General features: G+C 54.9%; 19 protein-coding genes. 8 read left to right on the forward strand and 11 right to left on the reverse strand.

Annotated elements, in window-relative coordinates; genetic code table 11:
• Positions 1–19: 19 nt before the first annotated feature.
• The 5 genes from typA to TH30_RS02320 form a co-directional block, all read right to left on the reverse strand.
• Positions 20–1,831, reverse strand: a complete 1,812-nt coding sequence (gene typA, locus TH30_RS02295; RefSeq protein WP_114096461.1) for a translational GTPase TypA — start codon at positions 1,829–1,831, stop codon at positions 20–22.
• A 450-nt stretch (positions 1,832–2,281) separates the two neighbouring features.
• Positions 2,282–3,271, reverse strand: coding sequence for an adenosine kinase (locus tag TH30_RS02300; protein WP_114096867.1), 990 nt, complete (start codon positions 3,269–3,271; stop codon positions 2,282–2,284).
• A gap of 662 nt (positions 3,272–3,933) precedes the next feature.
• Positions 3,934–4,827 carry a SirB1 family protein gene (locus TH30_RS02310; RefSeq protein WP_258548578.1) on the reverse strand — a complete coding sequence of 298 codons (894 nt, stop codon included), beginning with the start codon at positions 4,825–4,827 and terminating at the stop codon, positions 3,934–3,936.
• A gap of 168 nt (positions 4,828–4,995) precedes the next feature.
• Positions 4,996–5,658, reverse strand: coding sequence for a BON domain-containing protein (locus TH30_RS02315; protein ID WP_258548579.1), 663 nt, complete (start codon positions 5,656–5,658; stop codon positions 4,996–4,998).
• Between the two features lie 132 nt (positions 5,659–5,790).
• Positions 5,791–6,654: an AraC family transcriptional regulator gene (locus TH30_RS02320; protein WP_114096464.1), complete on the reverse strand. Its 864-nt coding sequence runs from the start codon at positions 6,652–6,654 to the stop codon at positions 5,791–5,793.
• Positions 6,655–6,686: 32 nt separating this feature from the next.
• Between TH30_RS02320 and TH30_RS02325 the strand changes: the two genes are divergently transcribed.
• A complete protein-coding gene (locus TH30_RS02325; RefSeq protein ID WP_114096869.1) occupies positions 6,687–7,094 on the forward strand; it encodes a DUF2000 family protein in 408 nt (135 codons plus the stop codon).
• Between the two features lie 36 nt (positions 7,095–7,130).
• Here TH30_RS02325 and TH30_RS02330 read toward each other — a convergent pair whose 3' ends face one another.
• Complete coding sequence (locus tag TH30_RS02330) at positions 7,131–7,514, reverse strand: YraN family protein (RefSeq protein ID WP_114096465.1); 384 nt, start codon at positions 7,512–7,514, stop codon at positions 7,131–7,133.
• A 2-nt stretch (positions 7,515–7,516) separates the two neighbouring features.
• On the reverse strand, positions 7,517–8,362 hold the full coding sequence (rsmI, locus tag TH30_RS02335) for a 16S rRNA (cytidine(1402)-2'-O)-methyltransferase (RefSeq protein WP_181850130.1): 846 nt from the start codon (positions 8,360–8,362) through the stop codon (positions 7,517–7,519).
• Positions 8,363–8,472: 110 nt separating this feature from the next.
• Here rsmI and TH30_RS02340 point away from each other — a divergent pair, with 110 nt between their 5' ends.
• The gene (locus TH30_RS02340; RefSeq protein WP_258548580.1) at positions 8,473–9,921 is read left to right on the forward strand and encodes a penicillin-binding protein activator; all 1,449 of its coding nucleotides are present in this window, start codon (positions 8,473–8,475) and stop codon (positions 9,919–9,921) included.
• 47 nt (positions 9,922–9,968) lie between these two features.
• Here TH30_RS02340 and nth read toward each other — a convergent pair whose 3' ends face one another.
• Positions 9,969–10,610 carry an endonuclease III gene (gene nth, locus TH30_RS02345; protein WP_114096871.1) on the reverse strand — a complete coding sequence of 214 codons (642 nt, stop codon included), beginning with the start codon at positions 10,608–10,610 and terminating at the stop codon, positions 9,969–9,971.
• A 27-nt stretch (positions 10,611–10,637) separates the two neighbouring features.
• Positions 10,638–11,621, reverse strand: coding sequence for a glycosyltransferase family 2 protein (locus TH30_RS02350; RefSeq protein WP_147251915.1), 984 nt, complete (start codon positions 11,619–11,621; stop codon positions 10,638–10,640).
• Positions 11,622–11,718: 97 nt separating this feature from the next.
• Here TH30_RS02350 and TH30_RS02355 point away from each other — a divergent pair, with 97 nt between their 5' ends.
• The 4 genes from TH30_RS02355 to dapB all read left to right on the forward strand — a co-directional run bounded on the left by TH30_RS02355 (position 11,719) and on the right by dapB (position 16,639).
• On the forward strand, positions 11,719–12,228 hold the full coding sequence (locus TH30_RS02355; RefSeq protein ID WP_114096468.1) for a DUF2244 domain-containing protein: 510 nt from the start codon (positions 11,719–11,721) through the stop codon (positions 12,226–12,228).
• Between the two features lie 327 nt (positions 12,229–12,555).
• A complete protein-coding gene (gene dnaK, locus TH30_RS02360; protein ID WP_114096469.1) occupies positions 12,556–14,469 on the forward strand; it encodes a molecular chaperone DnaK in 1,914 nt (637 codons plus the stop codon).
• A gap of 104 nt (positions 14,470–14,573) precedes the next feature.
• A complete protein-coding gene (dnaJ, locus tag TH30_RS02365; RefSeq protein WP_114096470.1) occupies positions 14,574–15,707 on the forward strand; it encodes a molecular chaperone DnaJ in 1,134 nt (377 codons plus the stop codon).
• A gap of 131 nt (positions 15,708–15,838) precedes the next feature.
• The gene (gene dapB / locus TH30_RS02370) at positions 15,839–16,639 is read left to right on the forward strand and encodes a 4-hydroxy-tetrahydrodipicolinate reductase (RefSeq protein ID WP_114096471.1); all 801 of its coding nucleotides are present in this window, start codon (positions 15,839–15,841) and stop codon (positions 16,637–16,639) included.
• Positions 16,640–16,723: 84 nt separating this feature from the next.
• On the opposite strand, the gene polA is transcribed toward dapB, so the two are convergent.
• Entirely contained in the window at positions 16,724–19,543 is a 2,820-nt protein-coding gene (polA, locus tag TH30_RS02375; protein WP_114096472.1) for a DNA polymerase I, read from the reverse strand.
• 301 nt (positions 19,544–19,844) lie between these two features.
• Between polA and TH30_RS02380 the strand changes: the two genes are divergently transcribed.
• A complete protein-coding gene (locus TH30_RS02380) occupies positions 19,845–20,612 on the forward strand; it encodes an MFS transporter (protein ID WP_114096473.1) in 768 nt (255 codons plus the stop codon).
• Between the two features lie 96 nt (positions 20,613–20,708).
• Positions 20,709–21,275 (forward strand): alpha/beta fold hydrolase, encoded by a 567-nt coding sequence (locus TH30_RS02385; RefSeq protein ID WP_114096474.1) that lies wholly within the window; start codon positions 20,709–20,711, stop codon positions 21,273–21,275.
• Here the strand turns inward: TH30_RS02385 and TH30_RS02390 are convergent, their stop codons facing one another.
• The gene (locus tag TH30_RS02390) at positions 21,276–22,565 is read right to left on the reverse strand and encodes a bifunctional folylpolyglutamate synthase/dihydrofolate synthase (protein ID WP_114096475.1); all 1,290 of its coding nucleotides are present in this window, start codon (positions 22,563–22,565) and stop codon (positions 21,276–21,278) included.

Here is a 22,565-nt window from a genome sequence, read left to right on the forward strand (position 1 = left end):
TTTCATCGCAAAAGAAGGATCAGCCTTCTTTCTTGCGGCTTTCGCGCTTACGAACGTTCGGGTCAAGATGCAGTTTGCGGATACGCACGCTCTGCGGGGTGACTTCGACCAGTTCGTCGTCCTGAATATAGGACAGGGCTTCTTCAAGCGACATACGACGCGGCGGGGTCAGGGTAACTGCTTCGTCCTTGCCCGATGCACGGACGTTGGTCAGCTTCTTGCCCTTGAGCACGTTCACTTCAAGGTCGTTGTCACGGTTATGTTCACCGATGATCATGCCCTGATAGACGCGTTCGCCATGTTCGATGAACATGATGCCACGATCTTCAAGGTTAAACAGGGCATAGGCCACTGCATCACCCTGATCGTTGGAAATCAGCGCACCGTTACGACGGCCGGCAATCGCACCCTTGACCGGGCCATAGGAATGGAACACGCGGTTCATGACGCCGGTACCGCGGGTATCGGTCAGGAATTCACCGTGATAGCCGATCAGGCCACGCGACGGCGCGATGAAGATGATACGGGTCTTGCCACCGCCCGACGAACGCATGTCGGTCATCTCGGCTTTGCGCAGGCTCATTTTCTCGACGACGACGCCGGAATATTCCTCGTCAACGTCAACCTGGACTTCTTCGAACGGCTCGGACATGACGCCGTCGATTTCCTTGAACAGAACGCGCGGACGCGAAATCGAAAGCTCAAAGCCTTCACGACGCATGGTTTCAACCAGAACGCCGAGCTGAAGTTCACCACGACCGGCTACTTCAAACGCGTCCTTGTCGGCGGTTTCACCGATCTTGATCGCGATGTTGCCTTCGGCTTCACGTTCCAGACGCGCACGGATCATACGCGAGGTAACCTTGTCGCCTTCCTGACCGGCCAGCGGCGAGTTGTTGACCGAGAAGGTCATCGCCAGGGTCGGCGGATCAATCGGCTGGCTTTCAATCGCGGTGTTAACGTCGGTTGAACAGATGGTATCGGCAACGGTTGCTTCGGTCAGACCGGCAATCGCGATGATGTCACCGGCAACGGCTTCGTCCTGCGGGACACGTTCCAGGCCGCGGAAGCCCATCAGTTTGGACAGACGGCCGGTTTCAACGGTGCCATCGCCGCGAAGAACCTTCACCGGCATGTTGAGTTTCGCACGGCCCTGATAGACACGACCGGTCAGAATACGACCAAGGAAGTTATCGGCATGCAGCATGGTTGCCAGCATGGCGAACGGTGCATTTTCATCGACGTCCGGTGCCGGAACATGGCTCAGAACCAGTTCCATCAGCGGGGTCAGGTTTTCTTTCGGGCCTTCCGGGCTTTCTGCTGCCCAGCCATCACGACCGGATGCGTAAAGAACCGGGAAGTCGAGCTGCGCGTCGGATGCTTCAAGCGATACGAACAGATCGAAAATCTCGTCGAGAACTTCTTCGGCGCGCTGATCCGGGCGGTCGATCTTGTTGATGACAACGATCGGGCGCAGACCAAGTTTCAGGGCCTTGCCCAGAACGAATTTGGTCTGCGGCATCGGACCTTCGGCAGAGTCAACCAGCAGAACCACGCCTTCGACCATGGAAAGGATACGCTCAACCTCGCCACCGAAGTCGGCGTGGCCCGGGGTATCGACGATGTTCACGCGGGTATCGCCCCACTGAACGGCGGTCGGTTTTGCGACAATGGTAATGCCGCGTTCACGTTCCAGATCGTTGCTGTCCATGGCGCGTTCATCAACGCGCTGGTTGTCACGATAGACACCGGACTGACGGAACATGGAATCGACCAGCGTGGTTTTGCCGTGGTCAACGTGGGCGATGATGGCGATATTGCGCAAGCTCATGGGCGCGGACTCCAGAAATAAAAATGCCGCGCGCCGGGGGCTGCCCATGCGCATCGGTCTGTAAAACGTTTCAAGGCCAGTAGATATTCAGCAGCCATATGACCGATATCGTTCGATCAACAAGGTCATCACTTCCGCGCAATCCATTCAAGAACGCGGCACATGCTGAATGTTTACTGGTCCGGGCTTCATATATCTTGCCCGAAGGCCGCCTTGTCATAGCCAATGTAGAGGCGAATGACCAGCTTTGTGCGCGCCATGCGGGGTTGATTTTTCTGCAATGCGGGCTGTTTGCGCTAAAGTTTGTATAAAGTCAATGTTTGTGTTGCGCTGAAATGCCCGGAAATCTGCGCTTAACCCGTATCCTTGGGCATGAAAAACGGGACGGCAGTCGATTGTTGCCGTCCCGTTAAATCTTTGGACGTGACTGTTATCAGTCACGAAAACCGGTCAGATTGCCTTGGCAATCAGTTCCTTAAGATCGGCATCAGGGCGTGCGCCCATGTGCGAAATAACCTCGGATGCGCAGATCGCGCCAAGCTGACCGCAAACCGGAAGCTCATGCCCCTGGGTGTAGCCATACAGGAAGCCCGATGCGAACAGATCGCCAGCCCCGGTGGTATCAACCACTTTGGCAACCGGTTCGGCGCTGATTTCATAAAGTTCGTTTTCAGCGACGATTACCGCACCCTTTTCACTACGGGTCAAAGCCGCGACCTTGCAATGCTTGCGCACTTCGGCCAGCGCCTCTTCAAAGGTCTCGACCTCGTAAAGCGATTTGATTTCGTCTTCGTTGGCAAACAGGACGTCGATATGATTGTGGACCAGATCACGGAATGAGTCGCGATGACGGTCGACACAGAAGGAATCAGACAGGCTGATTGAAACCTGACGGCCGGCTTCGTGGGCGACTTTGGCCGCTTTGACAAAGGCTTCCTTGGCTTCGGGGCGATCCCAGAGATAGCCCTCCATATAGGTAACCTTGGCCGACTTGATCAGATCTTCGTCGATATCTTCCGGGCCAAGCTCGGTGCAGGCACCAAGGAAGGTGTTCATGGTGCGATGACCATCCGGGGTAACAAAGATCAGGCAACGCGCGGTCGGTGACCCTGCGGTTGCCGGGGCGGAATTGAACTGGACACCAATGGCGCGGATATCGTGGCGGAAAACCTGGCCGAGCTGATCATCGCGCACCTTGCCGATATAGGCACCCTTGCCACCAAGGGCGGCAATACCCGCCATGGTGTTGCCAGCCGAACCGCCAGACATTTCCATGCCCGGACCCATCTGGGCATAAAGGCTGTCGGCGGTTTCCGCATCGATCAGGGTCATGGCGTTTTTGACAAGGTTCAGGCGGGTCAGGTCTTCTTCCTTGCAATGGGCAAGGACATCAACAATGGCGTTGCCAATACCAACGACGTCGATTGTGGTGTCGTTCATGTAGTTCAATTCCTGCAATATGTTCGGTTTGAACGGCACCGCAAAGCCCGGTGAACCGCACTGACGCGCCAATCGGGCAGAATGCATGATCGGGCGTCGGAAAACTGACTGGCGCGGAGTATATGCATTGCAGAACCCGGTGCAAGTGTTGCGACCGTTTCGTCCCCGGTTGTTTAACCTGTCGTTAGGAACCGAAAAACTACAAAAGATGTTTTTCCGGGCAGACAGGGGGTGAAATTCGATCTGACTGCGGTTTCATTTTTGTCGTCGTACCAATCACCGGATGGTCAGACCGGTCTGCCGGTCGTTGGGCCAGGATCAAAGCCCCTGTTTCTGCGGGTTTGGGAATCATTCAGTCTTTTCTTATGTAAATCCTGTCCTGTATCCGAAAAACAGGCAGAAAATACCGGAACAAGCATTTTTACATGACTTTGAAGCGGGAGTTTCCTCGGATTGGATGCGCACGGAAAACCAAACGAACCAGTTTGTTTGGGTTTAGGATTTATCGAACATGTTTATTTATCTAAGTATAGATAACAATAAATAATCTTAAATGTAAAAATACGTCATTTTCGGTGCTGAATCACGGCCCGGCGACAAATAGCGTGCAGAAGGCGGTTTCACGGAAGGCGGCGCAAAATCCGCGTCAGAAACAGGTGGCTTCAGGCATCCCGATCCGGAAAAAGCGGGATCGGCGCATTGGATTTTTGATCGGATTCTGCCGTAGCGGGACCGGAATTTTCCGGGCGTGCCGGAATGGCTTTCGGATCATCCTGATTGGCGGTTTCCTGATCAAGACGTTCGCGTAATTCTTCGATCACCGCCTGGATCCGGGTGCGATGAAGCGGGTCTTCACAGCGCATGACGAATTGTTCAAACGCGCCAAGCGCCTTATGGTCCTGATCCTGTCGGGCATAAAGTGCGCCGAGCTGATGCCAAAGTCCTTCATGTTCCGGGGCAATCAGCAAACTATGTTCGATCACACGTGTCGCAAGGGCCAGTTCCCCGGCGCGAAGGGCACGAACCTTTATGTTGTTTTGAAGTCGTAACAAAATATCGACGTCGGATGACGGGCGATAGTGTTTGGGTTCAAGTTCGGCATCCAGACCGCTAAAGGACTTCAAAAGTTCGCGCAATTCGGCGGGGCCAAGGGTGATGCAGCCATGAAACGGATCAATCATCCGCCGTTTGCCATTGGCCTGCACCCGCAACAGGAAGTGCCCGGGAAAATCAATACCGGTCATCGCAATCCCGCAGCGCTGGGCCGCATGGATATAGAGCAGACCCAGGGCAACCGGCAGACCACGTTTGCGTTCGATCACCTGCAACAGATCGGCATTGGCCATGTCATCGTAATTTTCCATATCGCCCTGAAAACCGTTGCGTTCGGCGATAACGGTCTGAAGGCCTTTGACCACCTGTTCGATGGTTGGTTCGGCTTCCTTGTCATCAACCGACATGCGCGCGGCATCCGACAGGGTCGTGAAGTCAGGTTGCAGGGTTGCGCGCGCAAGTTCGGCCCGAAGCTGTTCGGCCAGATCGTCAAGATGGTGCAAATAGGGTGCGATATCGCGTTTGCGCCCGTCTGCTGACTGGTTCAGCCGGGCAAAATGCAGGGCCGCCTCGGCAACACTGGCATCCGGTTTCAGGCCCTTGGCATAATCGACAAGCCATTGGCGATCCGGATCGGTCGGTGCGATGATGTGGCTTACGGTACTAATCGATCAGGTTCCTTGCCGGTTGGCGTCATCTTTCAGGCGGATATGACTGACCACGCGTTTGACATAGCTGGTTTCGCGCGCATGAGAGATAACACGTTCGCGTTCACGTTCATTCTGGGCAATGCCCATCAGATGTACGGTGCCGTTTACGGTTTCGATGCTGTAATTGATTGCATAAATATCCCCGTCAAACATCAGGGCTGCCTTGATGCGCGTCGTGATCACAAGATCGCCTGCGCTATCCATCAAAGACTTGCCCGATCCGATATCAATTTCATTGATCACCCGCTTTACACCACCAACCTGCCAGGTCAGGCGCACAGCTTCGAGCTGATCTGTAACGGACGGAACCCGTCCGGCCAAAAGAACTTCGCCTTCGACGACCTCGATCTCGACATCCAGAAACAGTTTGTCATCCTGTGACAGAAATTTCTGCCAGATTTCTGCGGTAATGGCCGAATCACTGACCGCACCATCAAGACCGCGTTCCTGCATGGCGGCAATTCCGGCCGTGGCCCCCGCACCAATCACCAGTGACGTGCATCCCGAAAGCGGCAGAAGGCAGATTGCCCCGATCACCAGATGCCTGAATATGTGCATATACCGTGTCGTATGATCCGGCGGTTTGGCATTGGCCCGCCAATCGTTGTCTGTTCGTGACGACATATGGTGATGTCTCGCCCCAATTCCCTCTGTCCTTCGGGCAATCATCGCGCCTTGGGGTTAAAGAGTTTTAAAATCCGGGACGGTTTATCAGCAAAAATGCATTTTTTACAAAATTGGCCCATTCGCGCGGGCTCAATGTGCGTTTTGCCCGAGAAGACTGGCCCAGCGACCCGGTGAAACGCCATAGGTCTGACGAAAATGCCGGTTGAAATGACTTTGATCGGAAAATCCGGTTTCCGCGGCAATTCCGGCAAGGGGTTGACCCAGTGCCATCAATGCCCGGGCCTTTTGCAGGCGGCGCATCATCAGATAGCGATAGGGCGTGGTGCCAAACCGGGCCCGGAAATGCCGGATCAGGCGAAACCGGTCCATACCGGCAATCTGTTCAAGTTCGTTTGACTGAACGGGCCGGTCAAAATTGTCTTCCAGAAAGGCACGCACCTGATCCATCCGATCGGCGGCATTAAAGCGCGGCTGTTTAAGTGGCGCCCTGGCATGCTGTGACAGGCGCTGGGCGATATCGGCGACAAACTGATCACGCAACAAGGGATCAACATCACTTTCAAGTTCGCCAAGCACAGAGGCAAGTATGGCCCAAAGAACCCGGTCATTGATCACCGGTTCGCCAACAAAGGGCAGGGGATCGGACTCCCGGTCAAGTCCCGATCGCAACAAGGCCGGTTCAATATACAGCATCCGGTATTGCAAACCGTCATCGGTCCCCGCCCCGCCGTCATGCAGCTCGTCAGGATGGAGGATAATGACATTGCCCGGATTGCTCGCGCGAAACTCGCCCCGATAATTAAAGGTCTGAACCCCCTGCATGGTAATGCCAAGCGCATAGGTATCATGGCGATGCGGGCTGAACATATTGCCGTAAAACTGTGCTTCGATCCGTTCGATCCCGTCGCTGGTCGGGGCGGCGATAAAGCGTTCGCGCTTTTTGCACAAACGTTCAATACCGGGATCGGTGCTTTGATTTACTGCTTCTTTCATCACCTGATTATCTGCCCCGTTGGAGGATGCATATGTTTGACACCAAAGTCGCGCTGGTCTTGCGCAACGATCTTGAAGCCTGGCAGTCGCTTAATGTCACGGCCTTTTTGATGAGCGGTATTGTCGCCCAGACACCCGATATCATCGGCGAACCCTATATTGATGCGAAGCAGAATATTTATAATCCGCTGTCGCGACAACCGGCGATCGTGCTGGCCGCTGACGGGGCGACCATGGCCAAAATTCACCGCCGGGTGCTTGAACGTGGCGTGTGTGCATCAGCCTATATCGAAGAAATGTTTGCCACCGGTCACGACGCGGCCAACCGCGATGTATTTGCCAGCGTCGATCCCGAACAGGCGAAATTTGTCGGCATCGGTATTCACACCGACAAACGCATCGTCGACAAGATTACCAAAGGGGCCAGAATGCATCCGTGATCGCGACCGGTGATGTTTTGCCCAGGGATCGGGCGTCTAGGCCATCTGCCAGGCATTGCAAAGATGCTCGATCCGGGCAAAACCGCGCACAATCATCAGATCAAACCGCAAATCACCGCTATGTCCGATCTGACCGGCATAGCTTTCAAGTGCGCGCGCAATCCGGTTTTGCTGTTTGGGGCGCAAGGATCGAAGGGCGGTGTCGCGATCAGCACGGTTTTTGACCTCGACCGCGATCAGGACATTGCCGCGTTTGGCGATGATATCAATCTCGCCGACCGGGCTTTGATGGCGGGTGGCAAGAATGCGGTATCCCTTAAGCCGCAACCAGAAGACACAAACGGCTTCTGCGCGCCGTCCGGCCTTTTCCGCCCGCTTGCGATGTGATGTCTGATCATGCAAGGGACGGGGATGTGGCATGGCTAGTCCGCCTTGGCCAGTTCAAGCGCACGATTATAAAGATCGCGCTTCTTAAGGCCGGTTTCCCGGGCAAGGATATCGGCGGCATCCTTGGTCCGGTGGGTTTTGATCAGCTCAAGCAACCGGGCATCGATATCCTCGGCACTTGGTTCGTTGTCGCTCGCATCGGCAGGTCCGACAATAATCACGATCTCGCCCTTGGGGGCACCGGCCTCTTCATAATGGGCGGCCAGTTCATCAAGAGTGCCGTTACGGACTTCTTCAAACATCTTGGTCAGTTCGCGGGTGACGGCGGCCTCGCGCGTGCCGCCCAGCACGCTTGCCATATCGGCAAGGCTTGCGGCCAGACGTTTGGGGCTTTCAAGAAAGATCAGGCTGCCCGGAATGGCGGTAAAGCGTCCCAGTTCCTTTTGCCGGGCCATGGTTTTGGGCGGAAGGAAACCTGCATAAAAGAAATGATCACTGGGAAGTCCCGACAGGATCAGGGCGACAATTGGCGATGACGCGCCGGGGGCTGCGGTAACGTTAAAGCCCTCGGCCTTGCAATCCCGCACCAGTTTGTAACCTGGATCATTGATCAGGGGTGTTCCGGCATCGGAAATAAGTGCCAGTCCCTGACCCTTGCCAAGGCGCTCCATGATTTCCGGACGCATCTTGGCGGCATTATGTTCGTGATAGGCGATTCGCTTGGTCTTGACCCCATAGCGCGACAGCAATTTTCCCGATGTGCGGGTATCCTCGCACAGAATAACATCAGCACGTTTGAGGATTTCGAGTGCTCTGAACGTAATATCGCCCAAATTTCCGATTGGAGTAGCAACAAGATAAAGACCAGATGAAAGTGGCAAATGACTTTCATCATGTTTACTTGCTTCGTCACGCGCATTACCCTGCGTGCGAAACGACTTATCGGGAGGTGAGAGTGGGTTGTCCGAAACGTCATCCGTCAGAGAATCGGATGCAGAATGAGGCGCTGCCGCGTCAGGCGTTGCAGAATCTGAATCGGGGTTCGGCCTGGGGCCGGATTGCACGCCGGACGGCATCTGTTGTTGTCCTCTCTATCGGGCTTGCCGCATGTAATGCGACCACGAGTATCACGGACCTGTTTGGTACGCAACGTGGTGCCCCGGTCGAAACGGCCAACCAGCCGTCGGTTGATCCGACAAGCGCGCCTGATCAGGGCCTGATTCCGGATGCCAATCCATGGCCAAGCGATGCGGCCCTGCCCGAGGGCGAGGGGGTGCAGCTTCCGACCCTTTATAATGATGATGCGGCGATGTTTGAAAAGCGCGTCGCACTTTTGTTGCCGCTTTCGGGGCAGCATGCCGATCTGGGTCGGGCGATGCGCCATGCGGCTGAACTTGCGATGTTTGACATTGCCGGGGACGATTTTGTCCTGATGCCGATTGATACTGCCGGAACCTATCAGGGCGGGCAGAATGCGGCGCGTCAGGCGATTGATGCCGGTGCAAAAATGATCCTCGGTCCGCTGTTCTCCGAATCGGTTAGCGGGGCCAGTGAAGTTGCCAAAGCGGCCAATGTGCCGGTTATTGCCTTTTCCAATAATCGCCGGGTTGCCGAAAGCGGTGTCTGGGTCAGTGGTCTGATCCCCGAAGACCAGATTGCCCGTGCGGTGGGCTATGCCACCAGTCAGGGGCATTTCCGGTTTGCGGCATTGCTGCCGCAAAATGACTATGGTCGCCAGATTGCCGGTGCGCTTAATGGAGTTGTGTCGCGGGTTGGCGGAACCCTTGGCCGGGTGGCGTTTTATCAGCCCGGTTCGGAAGGGTTGCAGCAAACCATCCGCGATTTTGCCAATTATGATGCCCGTCGTGCCAATCTGCGCGCCCACAAGGCCCAGCTTGAAGCCGATGGCAGTGCCGGGGCAAAGCGTGCCTTGCGCCGTCTGGAAGGGGTAGACACCTTTGGCGAACTTGATTTTGATGCCCTGATCCTGCCGGCGACCGGCGGGGATTTGCGCCAGGTATCAGCCCTTCTGGCCTATTTCGATATTGATCCGTCGGTGGTGCAGTTTATCGGGACCTTTGGCTGGAACGATCCGGGTCTGTTTGCTGAGCCAGCCCTTAAGGGCGGGATTTTTGCCGCCCCCAACCCGGAAAACTGGACCCTGTTTGCCAGCCGGTTTGAACGGACATTTGGCAATCAGCCACCGCGTATCTCAAGCCTTGCCTATGACAGTGCGGCCTTGGCCGCCCTGATGGCGCGCGATGAAAACAACATGTCGCAAGACGCCCTGACCAATCCAAACGGATTTGTCGGCGTTGATGGTATTTTCCGGCTAACCGCAGACGGCCAGTCCGAACGCGGCTATGCCATCATGCAAATCCAGCCCGATGGTGCCAAGGTGGTTGCCCCGGCCCCCGCGACCTTTGATCAGGTCTTCTGATCCGTCATAAGCGCGATTGAAATTTGTGAAACCAAACGCCTGCCGAGTTAAGCCCCGGCAGGCGTTTTGTCTTTGAAATTGCACAGATCATTGACAATGCAGTCGCCACAGCGCGGCTTGCGTGCCTTGCAGATATAGCGCCCATGCAGGATCAGCCAGTGATGGGCATGAGTCATGAAGCGCGATGGCACTTTCTTGAGCAGGGCCTTTTCCACGGCCAGAACGGTTTTGCCATTGGCCATGCCGGTCCGGTTGCCCAGACGGAAAATATGGGTATCAACCGCCATGGTATGTTCGCCCCAGGCGATATTGCGCACCACATTGGCGGTCTTGCGGCCGACACCGGGCAGTTCTTCAAGCGCTTCCTGATCGTTGGGGACAATGCCGCCATGCTTTTCGACAAGGATTCTGGCCGCTGCCATGACGTTTTTGGCCTTGCCGCGATAAAGCCCGATGGTCTTGATGTGATCAATCAGGGCTTCTTCACCGAGATCAAGCATATCCTGCGGGGTCGAGACGATCTGAAACAGCTTTTTGGTGGCCTTGTTGACACCGACATCGGTCGCCTGAGCCGAAAGGGCAACCGCAACCAGAAGCGTATAGGGATTGGTGTAATCAAGCTCGCCTTTGGGTTCCGGGTCGGCATCAGACAGACGCTGGAAAAATTCTTCGATGGCGGCTTTGTTCATCGGGCGGGCCATTCGAACATCCTTTTGTTATCGGTTGCTTATGTGCTGCGGGAATCTGATGCTGGTGGTTCTGCGAAATGTCTCACAACTTGCAAAAACCAGTTTTTCGGGGTTCGAAGTATTGAAACCGCACTTGGCCAGAATGTAGTTCAGGAACTCGATTGAAAATATCGACTTCTTTTCCTGCCGCTTTGCCCAACGCCATGCCCGGCTTGTAGCCCGCTGCAATAGCTTCTTGCGAATGCCGACCGGTAAGTCAGGGAAGTCGGCAATAAAATGACCCAGAGCCATGTTGAGATCATGCAGCACCTGTGCACCGGCACCAAAACCTGACACACGGCTTGCAGATTCCTTTGGTGCATATGCCAGAACAACGGGAACTTGCACAAAGTTAGTGATGCGTGACATGCGAAGGCAGAATGAATAGTCCTGAATGAAAAATCGGCTGTCACATCCTCCAACATCCTTGGCCAGAGCAGTGTTTACAAGCACACAGCTGAGGTTGAAGCGTGCCTTCTCGACCATCATGCTTAGGGCATTTGGTAATTTCTCAATGTCGTATGAGGTCAGATTTGCCGACGGGGTCTGATAGATTTCCGAAGTGGCATCGACTTCCTTGATCAATGAATGTGCCAGTCCATAACCCGTCTCCTTCAGTGCTTTCATAAGGAGCTCTGTGGAATTCGGGCACAATACATCATCACCATCGACGAATTTGATGAAGTCGCCAGTCGCGGCCTCTATTCCGGTATTTGTGGCAACTGCAGGTCCTGAATTTTCGATCGTAATGATTTTGATGATGGCGTGCTTTGCAGCATATGTTTCAATCAGTGGCAATGTCTGGTCGGTGGAGCCATCGTTCACCAGTATGATTTCGCGCTCGAAGTCCCCGGTTTGCGCCAGAACAGAGTCCAGAACCGGGCGAATGAACGCTTCTTTGTTATAGAGTGTGATAATATAGCTAACTTTGGTCATGGTTCTCGCCGCGAAACTGGATAAGTAGGTCGTCAATCTAGCGACTGGCTGAGTAATATAAAAGATATTGCACGCCAATTTGTCGAACTGCGTCCAATTTGAAAAATGTTACGCCTCAGTGTTGGGAAGTGAAATGGCATCAGTCCCACGCAGTGCTAAACCCCTTTATCGGGTCGATCTTTTTCCGCCCCGGTCGCTGTCGCGCCGGGCTGCGCGCAATATCATCCTGATCGTGGCGGCTTTCACCACAAGTATGGGGCTTGTTTTCTGGTCGGTGGGGGCCTGGCCGGTGATCGGGTTTCTGGGTGTCGATGTTTTGTTGCTGTCGCTGGCCTTTCATTTCAGTTTCCGGTCCGCCCGTCAGGAAGAACGCATCGAACTGCGTGATGGCAACCTTCGGGTGACCCGCATTTCGGTGCATGGCGAGCGCCAGGAATTTGACTTTCAGCCCTATTGGCTGCGCGTGATTCTTGAACGTGGCGAAGATGATCAATGCGCGCTGTTTTTACGAACCCATGGCAAAAGTCTTGAAATTGCGGGTTTTCTGGGGGCCGATGAAAAGGCCGATCTGGCGCAAAAGCTTGAGACGGTATTGCGTCATACCCGTTGTAATCCTGCCGATATTTCGGTTAGGGCACCGTGATTTGACGGATTTGCAATCCGGTTATGATCGATTTGAAAAGCGCGCTTTGGGGGCTCAAAACAGGGGCGAAATTGCCAGATTTGCGTGGTGATCCTGGTGATATTGCCCGTCATTGGATAAAAATTGCACTTTGAATGCCAAAAACAGCCAAGATTCCCCTCTTTGACCGCTTGCGACTTTGTGGGGACTTTCATATATAGGTGCGCGGGGTCATGAAGAGACCCCAGAAAAATTACGTGTATTACAACCATTGGTCCCAGGAGGTCCTGCGCGGCGCTTCAGATCGGAGGCTGCGGGACGGACCGGCCGCTAAAAGAGGAACTTACTATGGGCAAAATTATTGGTATCGACCTTGGCACCACAAACTCGTGCGTTGCAGTCATGGATGGCAAAGAAGGCCGCGTGATTGAAAACAGCGAAGGTGCCCGTACCACCCCGTCAATGGTCGCTTTCACCGATGATGGTGAGCGCCTTGTCGGTCAGCCGGCGAAACGCCAGGCTGTCACCAACCCGGAAAACACCCTGTTTGCGATCAAACGTCTGATCGGTCGTCGTTACGGTGACCCGGAAGTCGAAAAAGACAAAGACCTCGTCCCGTACAAAATCGTTGCTGGCGAAAACGGTGACGCATGGGTTGAAGTCAACGGCGAGAAAATGGCCCCGAGCCAGATCGCAGCCATGGTTCTTCAGAAAATGAAGGAAACCGCAGAAGCCCATCTGGGTGAGCCGGTAACCGAAGCCGTGATTACCGTTCCGGCATATTTCAACGATTCCCAGCGCCAGGCGACCAAAGACGCCGGCAAGATTGCGGGTCTTGAAGTCAAACGTATCATCAACGAGCCGACCGCAGCAGCGCTTGCTTATGGCCTTGATAAGAAAGACGGTGGCACCGTGGTTGTTTATGACCTTGGTGGTGGTACCTTCGACGTGTCGGTTCTCGAAATCGGCGATGGCGTTTTTGAAGTTAAATCGACCAACGGTGATACCTTCCTTGGTGGTGAAGACTTCGACAAACAGATCATTGATTACCTTGCTGACGAGTTCAAAAAAGAACAGCAGATCGACCTGCGCAAAGACCGTCTTGCCCTGCAGCGTCTGAAAGAAGCTGCGGAGAAAGCCAAGATCGAGCTTTCCTCGTCGATGCAGACCGATGTCAACCTGCCGTTCATCACCGCTGATGCATCGGGTCCGAAACACCTCAACATCAAGCTGTCGCGTGCGAAGCTTGAAGGTCTGGTGGGTGATCTGATCGAACGCACCATGACCCCGTGTAAGGCCGCGCTTAAGGATGCCGGAATTACCGCAGGTGAAATCGACGACGTTATTCTGGTCGGCGGCATGACCCGTATGCCGAAGGTTCAGGAACGCGTTAAAGAGTTCTTTGGTCGTGAGCCGCACAAGGGTGTGAACCCGGATGAAGTTGTTGCCCTTGGTGCAGCAATTCAGGGTGGTGTTCTTCAGGGCGACGTCAAAGACGTTCTCCTGCTTGACGTGACCCCGCTGTCGCTTGGTATCGAAACGCTTGGCGGTGTCTTCACCCGCCTGATCGACCGTAACACCACGATCCCGACCCGCAAGTCGCAGACCTTCTCGACCGCTGAAGATAACCAGACGGCCGTGACGATCCGCGTCTTCCAGGGTGAACGTGAAATGGCTGCCGATAACAAGATGCTTGGCCAGTTTGATCTGGTTGGTATCCCGCCGGCACCGCGTGGCGTTCCGCAGATCGAAGTGACCTTTGACATTGATGCCAACGGTATCGTCAATGTGTCTGCCAAAGACAAGGCGACCAACAAGGAACAGCAGATCCGCATCCAGGCATCTGGTGGTCTTTCGGACGACGAAATCGAAAACATGGTCAAGGACGCGGAAAGCAACGCCGAAGCTGATAAAAAGCGCAAGGCACTTGTCGAAGCACGCAACCAGGCCGAAGCCGTCATTCACGCCACCGAGAAGAACCTTTCGGAGCATGGTGACAAGGTTGACGATGCAACCAAATCGGAAATCGAAAACGCCCTTTCGGCTCTGAAAGATGCCAAGGACGGTGAAGATGCCGACGCCATCAACGCCAAGGTCAACGAACTTCAGCAGGCTGCAATGAAACTTGGCGAAGCCATGTATCAGGCACAGCAGGCCGAAGAAGGTGCCGAAGGCGATGCCGGTGCATCTGCTTCGCAGGCCGATGACGGTGTTGTTGATGCCGACTTCGAAGAAGTCGATGACAACAAAAAAGACAAGTAAGACGACCGCAGAGGTCGTCTTGAACGACGCCCTGTAAAGAAAAATCGGGCCGTTCCGGACGCAAAGGATTGCGGGAACGGCCCGACCGTATTTCGGAGTTACAGATGGCGAAAGAAGATTTTTACGAGCTGTTGGGTGTCGCCAAAGGGGCGAGCGCAGCCGAGCTGAAAAGCGCCTATCGTAAAAAAGCGATGCAGTATCACCCGGACAAGAACCCGGGCGATGCCGAAGCCGAAGTAAAATTCAAACAGGTCAACGAAGCCTACGAAGTCCTCAAGGACGACGAAAAACGTGCAGCCTATGACCGTTTCGGTCACGCAGCCTTTGAACAGGGCGGCCCCGGTGGCGGTGGCGGCTTTGGTGGTGGTTTCGGTGGCGGCGGTTTTGCCGACGTCTTTGACGAGATCTTTGGGGCCATGGGCGGCGGACGTCGCGGCGGCGGATCGTCGCGCGGGGCGGACCTGCGCTATAATATGGCGATCACGCTCGAAGAAGCGTTCGAAGGCAAAAAGGCCGAGATCACCATTCCCGGATCGGTATCCTGTGAAGAATGTGACGGCACCGGTGCCGAAGCAGGATCACAGCCGGTCAATTGCCCGACCTGTAATGGTCATGGCAAGGTCCGCGCGCAGCAGGGCTTCTTTACCATTGAACGCACCTGCCCGAGCTGTCATGGCAAAGGCAAGATCATCAAGAATCCGTGCAAATCCTGTCACGGTGTTGGTCGCGTCGAAAAGGAAAAGACCCTTCAGGTTACCATTCCGGCCGGTGTCGAGGATGGCACACGCATCCGTCTGGCAGGCGAAGGCGAAGCAGGGACCAACGGGGCACCTCCGGGTGATCTCTATATCTTCCTTGATATCGCCCATCATCGCTTCTTCCAGCGCGAAAGTGCGAACCTCTATTGCCGGATCCCGATCCCGATGAGCAAGGCGGCCCTTGGCGGAACCATTGAAGTTCCGACGATCGAGGGCACGCGCACCCGGATCAATATCCCGGCCGGGACGCAATCGGGCCAGCAGCTTCGTCTGCGCGGCAAGGGCATGACCATCCTGCGGTCGCAGGCCCGTGGTGACATGTTTGTTGAAATCAGTGTCGAAACGCCGGTCAATCTGACAGAACGTCAGAAAGAACTGCTTGAGGAATTCGACGAGATTTCCCGAGAAGAAGGCTCAAGCCCGGAAAGCGAAGGCTTCTTTTCCAAGATGAAGGAAATCTGGAAAGACCTGACCGACTAGGTCCTGTTGTCGTTTTTCCACCTGAAATTCAGGACCCCCGGCAGACCCGCCGGGGGTTTTGTTTTGCGCGACCCGGGGCTTGTGCTAAAGCAGGGTCATGAATTGCAAGCTTTGTGACTAGGAGACCGGAAATGAAGATCGGGATTGTTGGTTGTGCGGGCCGTATGGGGCGGATGCTGGTGAATGAAACCGCCCGGACCAAGGGCCTTGAGGTTGGCGGTGGCACCGATCTGCCCGGAAGCCCGTTCGTCGGCAAGGACATCACCCTGATTGCCGGTCTTGAAGAAAGCGGCGTTCTGGTCGGCGATGATGCCAAGGCATTGTTCGAAGCCGTTGATGCGGTGATTGATTTCACCGCACCGGCTGCCACCATGAAACATGCGCAACTGGCTGCCGAAACCGGCACGATCCTTGTGATTGGCACCACCGGACTTTCGGGTGACCAAAAAGACGAATTAAAGGTCGCCGCCCAAAAGGCCCCGATCATCTTTGCCCCGAATATGAGTGTCGGGGTTAATCTGGCCTTTGCGCTGGTCGAAAAGGTTGCCAGCATCCTTGATAAGGATGTTGCCGATATCGAAATCGTTGAAATGCACCATAAACACAAGGTCGATGCTCCGTCCGGCACGGCCTTGGGTCTTGGTGAAGCAGCGGCCAAGGGCCGGGGCGTTAATCTTGACGATGTCGCCGTGCGCAGCCGTGACGGCTTTACCGGTGCGCGCGAAGACGGCACCATCGGCTTTGCAACGCTGCGTGGCGGCGATGTGGTGGGCGATCACACGGTTGTCTTTGCCTGCGAAGGCGAGCGGATCGAGATCACCCATAAGGCATCCTCACGCGAAGTCTTTGCCAAGGGCGCGGTTCGTGCCGCCAAATGGGCCGAGGGCAAGGCACCGGGCCTTTATTCCATGCGTGAAGTGCTGGGTCTTTAGGCCCGGGAAACAAACAGGCGTATCTAAAAAAGGCCGGGCATATTGCCCGGCCTTTTCGTTTGGGTTCTGATCTGTGTGGACAGATTAATGCGCATCGGCCCAGCTGTCGCCAATGCCGGCATCGGCGATCAGCGGGACAGAAAGATGGGCGGCATTTTCCATGACGTCACGGATGACCCTGATGGCTTTTTCGGCCTCGTCTTCCGGGGCTTCAAAGATCAATTCATCGTGGACTTGCAACAGCATGCGGGTCTTGAGCCCGGCATCGACAAGTGCGCCGGGAACCGCGATCATTGCGCGTTTGATGATATCGGCAGCCCCGCCCTGGATCGGGGCATTGATGGCAGCGCGTTCACCAAAGCTTCGGCGCATGCCGTTCTTGTCATTGATGCCGCTGATATGGATATGGCGACCAAACAGCGTACGGACAAAGCCGTGTTTGGTGGCGAATGCCTTGGCCTCGTCCATATAGGTGCGGATGCCCGGATAAATCTCGAAATAGGCATCGATAAAGGCCTTGGCTTCTTTTTGCGGAATGCCAAGCTGATTGGCCAGACCAAAGGCCGAGATGCCGTAAATGATGCCAAAGTTGATCGCCTTTGCCTTGCGGCGGACCATCGGGTCCATGCCTTCTATCGGCACGCCAAAGACCTTGGACGCGGTTGCTGCGTGGATATCCTCGCCATTCTTGAAGGCTTCGCGAAGCGCTTCGATCTCGGCAACATGGGCAAGAAGGCGCAGCTCGATCTGCGAATAGTCGGCAGAAATAAGCTTGTGCCCCGGCTCGGCGATAAAGGCGGTGCGGATTTTCCGGCCTTCTTCGCTGCGGATCGGGATGTTTTGCAGGTTCGGATCGTTGGATGACAAACGCCCGGTATTGACGTTGGTCTGACCGTAACTGGTGTGAACGCGCCCGGTTTTCGGATTGATATGATGGGCCAGGGCGTCGGTATAGGTGCTTTTGAGCTTGGAAAGCTGACGCCATTCCAAAAGCCTGGCCGGAAGATCATGACCAAGGGCTGCCAGTCCCTCCAGCACGTCGGCACCGGTTTGCCATGCGCCGGTTTTGGTCTTTTTGCCGCCCGGAAGGCTCATTTTGTCAAACAGGATTTCGCCAAGCTGCTTGGGGCTGCCAAGATTGAACGGCTCGCCAGCCAGTTCATGAATAGTCACCTCAAGGCTTGCCATGCGTTTGGCAAAGTCCTCGGACAGGCTTTTGAGGATTTCGGCATCGACCTTGACGCCAAGGCTTTCCATTTTGGCCAGAACCGGCACCAGCGGACGGTCAAGCGTCTCATAGACCTTGGCCATATGTTCCTGTGCGATCCGCGGTTTGAGCAAACGATGCAGGCGGAGCGTAATGTCGGCATCCTCCGCGGCGTAATCGAGCGCCTTGTCGAGCGGGACCTGATCAAAGGTGATCTGGGTTTTGCCCGATCCGCAAACGTCTGAAAACTTGATCGGCTTGTAATCAAGATGCAGTTCGGCCAGTTCATCCATGCCATGCCCGTGGCTGGTGCCGTCCAGCACATAGGACAGCACCATGGTGTCATCCATCGGTGCGACATTGATACCGTGACGGGCCAGAACGATCATATCGTATTTCAGGTTCTGACCGACCTTGAGCACACCCGGATCTTCAAGAAGCGGTTTGAGAAGCTCGATCGCGCGTTCAAGCCTGATCTGCTTGGGTGCGCCCTTGTTCTCAGACGGATTGTCGCCAAAGTCAAAGCCGCCCTGGGCTTCGCCGCTGACATGGCCAAGCGGGATATAGCAACCATTGCCCGGCTCGGTCGAAAGCGACACGCCGACCAGTTTTGCCTGATGGGCATCAAGGGACGTGGTTTCGGTATCAACCGCCACGGTGCCAAGATACTCGGCCTTTGAAATCCAATGTTTTAGGCGTTCTTCATCCTGCACCAGTTCATATTCGGCCTTTTCGACCTTGATATCATTGACACCAATGCCGGGCTGGGTCGGGCTGTCAAATTCAACATCGCCGCCGAACTTGGCTTTTACTTTAGAAAGCAGTGATTTAAAGCCGTGACTTGCGATGAAGCTTAAAAGAACTTCCGGATCGGGTTCTTTGAGATCGAAATCATCAAGGTCCTCAACCACCGGCACATCGGTTTTAAGGGTGACCAGATCACGTGAAATACGGGCCAGTTCGGCATTCTCGATCAGCTTTTCGCGGCGCTTGGGCTGTTTGATTTCGCCTGCGCGTTCCAGTAGAGAATCAAGATCGCCATATTCATCAATAAGTTGGGCGGCGGTTTTAACGCCAATCCCCGGGACACCCGGCACGTTATCGACGGAATCGCCAGCAAGGGCCTGAATATCAATGACCTTGTCCGGTGCACAGCCGAATTTTTCCATCACTTCAGCAGCGCCGATGGTGCGATTCTTCATCGCATCAAACATTTGCACCCGGTCGGTGACAAGCTGCATGAGGTCCTTGTCCGAAGACACGATAATCACGTCAGAACCCTGTGCTTCGGCCTGACGGGCATAGGTAGCGATCAGATCGTCGGCCTCATATCCTTCGAGCTCGATTGACGGCAGGTTAAAGGCGCGCGTCGCATCGCGGATCAGACCAAATTGGGGAACCAGTTCTTCGGGGGGCGGCGGACGGTGTGCCTTGTAATCCGGATAGAAATCATTGCGGAATGACTTGCCCTTGGTGTCAAAAATGACTGCCATATGGTCGGGCTTGGTATCTTCGCGCAGCTTCATCAGCATGGTGCAAAAGCCGTAAACCGCATTGACCGGGGTGCCATCGGGACTGGTCATCGGCGGCAGGGCATGGAAAGCGCGGAAAATAAAGCCGGAACCGTCAACCAGTACGACGCGGCGCGGTGGGGAGCCGGCAGAGGTATTGGTGTTGGACGGGGCAGAATCAGTCATGCGTTTCGTGCTCTTGTCTTGAGGGAAAATGATGGTCCGCAGAATGCCCGATCCGGACAGCCAAGTCGAGTATAGCCTGACCTGATGACCCAAAAAGACCCGACCTGCTGACAGTTTTTGTCAGCATATTTGTATGATGATTGTTTGCGGAATTTGATAATGTTCCGGACCCGAAATATATAAGGTAACACACGGATTCCCGAAGATTTATTTCAGGTTGTCTGTTTGTGCTTATCACTTTTGTTCGGGATTGCTATGGTAGCAAATAAGTTAATCCCAAGGGACATGGGAGAACGGGTGCGTGGCCCGGAAAACAGAGAAGCCGATATTCAGCCCCAAGGGCATTGGCGTGGAAACTGCGGGTCCGGCGCGCGAGCTTTCAGAAGACATGAAGCTTGCCAGCCGGAAAGGCAAAAAAAGCAAATCAGGTCGCCGTGGCAAGAACCCGAGTGACACAGGATGGCGCAGCTTTTTTCGCGCCAGTGTCTGGCTGCGCTTTATTCTGACCTTTGGCAGTTTCGGTCTGATCGTCCATGGCCTGTTCACGGTTTTCGGGATTTACGAACGCAATCAACGGCTTGCCAATTTTGATCACTTCATCTTGCTGATCAAACTCGTGGTGTTTGTCGCCCTGATGTATCTGTTTTATGCGATGCTGATGCATTACGGGCCGATCCGCCACAAGGTGCGCGGCATCTTCTTTTTGGCCCTGGCACCGGTTGCTGCCCTTTGCATCTTCATGATTTATGGCGGCGGGCAGGTATTTGGCAGTTTCATTCCGGTCCTGCAATTCCTGACGCTGACCATCGGGGTTGGCGGATTTCTGCTTTATGTCCTTGGCTATACCTGGGTTACAGGCCAGAAGGTCAAGCGCGATAGCGCCAAATATGGCGGTCTTGTCAATTCATCGGACACTACGAGATCGGGGGATCGCAATGGTCTTCCGCCGCCGGTGAAGGATGATCGTCGCCGCGTTCACAAGGCCGGAAACCTGCGCCTTCGCCGGACGGATGGCGGCGGTGGTGATGGCGGACCACGCAGCGGCAAGGTCCAGCTGCCCGATATCTAGTCGACCAGACAATTTACCAGACCATTTGACCAGACTGTCTGGCAAGACCATCTAAATCCGTCCCCCTTTGAACCGGAACAAGGCGAGGATAGCGTGATGCGCCGCGATCTGATTTTCATTCATAGTGCCGGGCCGCAAGGCGGTGACAATGGCAGTAGCAGACTGATTGAACGCCTGACATCCCGGCTGGGGACCAGATTTGATCTGATTGCTCCCGATATGCCCGATCCTGAACGTCCCGGCATTGACGCCTGGCTTTCGGGGGTTGATAGGGTGGTTTCAAAGGCGAGCAAAGGTGCAGTTCTGGTCGGACATTCGCTGGGCGGGTCGGTGATCTTGCAATATCTGGCGCGGAACCCTGATATCTGGCGTGAAAACAAGAGCCTGTCGGCCGTTTTCATTGTGGCATCACCGTTTTGGGGGCTAACAGACTGGGAAATAGACGAATTCACTTTGACAGAAGATGAAGTTTGTACTTTAGAAGATTGTAAATTAATGCATTTCTGTCACAGCCGGGATGACCGCATCGTCGGTTTTGAGCATTTTCAGGCCTATCTCGACCATCTGCCATCGGCGGATGCAATCATCCTTGAATCGGCTGGTCACTTGATGTTGGACGGTGATATTGACAGATTGATTAAGAAAATTCTTATATATTCCTGATCAGGAATGATTTTCCAGAATCAAACCGGCCAGATACAGCGATCCAAGGATCAGAACCCGTTTCGGACGGGGACAGGTGGTCAGCAAGGCGGACACCGCATCCTTGAAATCATCACAGGCATAGGCGGATTTGATCCCGCATGACATTGCCGCATCGCGCAGGGTTACGGGCAGATGTGCCTGATGTTCGCCGGGGATCGGAACACCGGCAAGGGCGGTAATCCGGTCGGCAAGCGGTTCAAGGAACGCCGTGGCATCGCGGTTATCAAGCATGCCCATCATGACGACCGTATCGCCACCTTCCTGTCGCGACAGCCAGTCGGAAATCACCCCGGCAGCAGCAATATTGTGGCCACCATCCAGAATAAGCTCACAGCCATCGGGCAGAAGATCAAAAAGCGGCCCTGAGGTCAGTTTTTGAAGCCGTGCAGGCCATCTGGCGTTTTTAAGGCCCGTGGCAAGGATATCGACATTCCGGCCATCACAGCCGGGAATTTTGGCCCGGCGGACGGTCGCGATGGCGGTGGCCGCATTCACAAACTGGTGCCGCCCGGGAAGAGCCGGAAGCGGCAGATCAATGTGATTGGTGCCAATGCGCATGGTAAAGCCGTCTTCGCGTTCCTCTGAAACTTCAAAGTCGCAAAATACCGGGGCATTGATCGCGTTGGCACGGGTGACAAGCGTGTTAAAGGCTTCAAGCATCTGCGGGGCAAGAATGCTGATCACGCCCGGTTTCATGATCCCGGCCTTTTCAAAGGCGATCTTGGCGATGGTGTCGCCAAGGAAGCCCTGATGATCAAGCGAGATCGGCGTGATCACGGTGGTCGCCGGTTTATCAATCACGTTCGATGCATCAACACGCCCGCCCAGCCCGGTTTCAAGGATGAGCACATCGGCCGGAACCCGCGCAAAGGCAAGAAAGGCTGCGGCCTGTGTGATTTCGAAAAATGTGATGGATTCGCCGTTATTGACCGTCTCGACTTCTTCAAGCAGGTCGCAAAGGGCGTCTTCGGAAATCATTTCACCGGCAAGGGTGATGCGTTCATGAAACCGCACAAGATGCGGGGATGTCGAACAATGTACCCGCAATCCGGCGGCCTCATAGATGGCGCGCAGATATGCCTGGGTGGAGCCCTTGCCGTTGGTGCCCGCCAGATGGATTACCGGCGGCAACGAAAGATGCGGATTACCCAGCTTTTCAAGAAGCCGGGTAATCCGCCCTAGCGAAAGATCAATGACTTTCGGGTGCAGCTTGCCAAGGCGAGCAAGAATTGCGTCGCTTCGGGCCAA

The sequence above is a fragment of the Thalassospira profundimaris genome (assembly GCF_003326795.1).
Lineage (GTDB): Bacteria > Pseudomonadota > Alphaproteobacteria > Rhodospirillales > Thalassospiraceae > Thalassospira > Thalassospira profundimaris_C.

What these genes read in the sequence shown, in the direction of transcription:
- typA (WP_114096461.1), bottom strand. Translation starts at nt 1,831, where the DNA reads ATGAGCTTGCGCAATATCGCCATCATCGCCCACGTTGACCACGGCAAA.
- TH30_RS02300 (WP_114096867.1), bottom strand. Translation starts at nt 3,271, where the DNA reads ATGAACGACACCACAATCGACGTCGTTGGTATTGGCAACGCCATTGTT.
- TH30_RS02315 (WP_258548579.1), bottom strand. Translation starts at nt 5,658, where the DNA reads ATGTCGTCACGAACAGACAACGATTGGCGGGCCAATGCCAAACCGCCG.
- TH30_RS02320 (WP_114096464.1), bottom strand. Translation starts at nt 6,654, where the DNA reads ATGAAAGAAGCAGTAAATCAAAGCACCGATCCCGGTATTGAACGTTTG.
- TH30_RS02325 (WP_114096869.1), top strand. Translation starts at nt 6,687, where the DNA reads ATGTTTGACACCAAAGTCGCGCTGGTCTTGCGCAACGATCTTGAAGCC.
- TH30_RS02330 (WP_114096465.1), bottom strand. Translation starts at nt 7,514, where the DNA reads ATGCCACATCCCCGTCCCTTGCATGATCAGACATCACATCGCAAGCGG.
- TH30_RS02340 (WP_258548580.1), top strand. Translation starts at nt 8,473, where the DNA reads ATGCAGAATGAGGCGCTGCCGCGTCAGGCGTTGCAGAATCTGAATCGG.
- nth (WP_114096871.1), bottom strand. Translation starts at nt 10,610, where the DNA reads ATGAACAAAGCCGCCATCGAAGAATTTTTCCAGCGTCTGTCTGATGCC.
- TH30_RS02355 (WP_114096468.1), top strand. Translation starts at nt 11,719, where the DNA reads ATGGCATCAGTCCCACGCAGTGCTAAACCCCTTTATCGGGTCGATCTT.
- dnaK (WP_114096469.1), top strand. Translation starts at nt 12,556, where the DNA reads ATGGGCAAAATTATTGGTATCGACCTTGGCACCACAAACTCGTGCGTT.
- dnaJ (WP_114096470.1), top strand. Translation starts at nt 14,574, where the DNA reads ATGGCGAAAGAAGATTTTTACGAGCTGTTGGGTGTCGCCAAAGGGGCG.
- dapB (WP_114096471.1), top strand. Translation starts at nt 15,839, where the DNA reads ATGAAGATCGGGATTGTTGGTTGTGCGGGCCGTATGGGGCGGATGCTG.
- polA (WP_114096472.1), bottom strand. Translation starts at nt 19,543, where the DNA reads ATGACTGATTCTGCCCCGTCCAACACCAATACCTCTGCCGGCTCCCCA.
- TH30_RS02385 (WP_114096474.1), top strand. Translation starts at nt 20,709, where the DNA reads ATGCGCCGCGATCTGATTTTCATTCATAGTGCCGGGCCGCAAGGCGGT.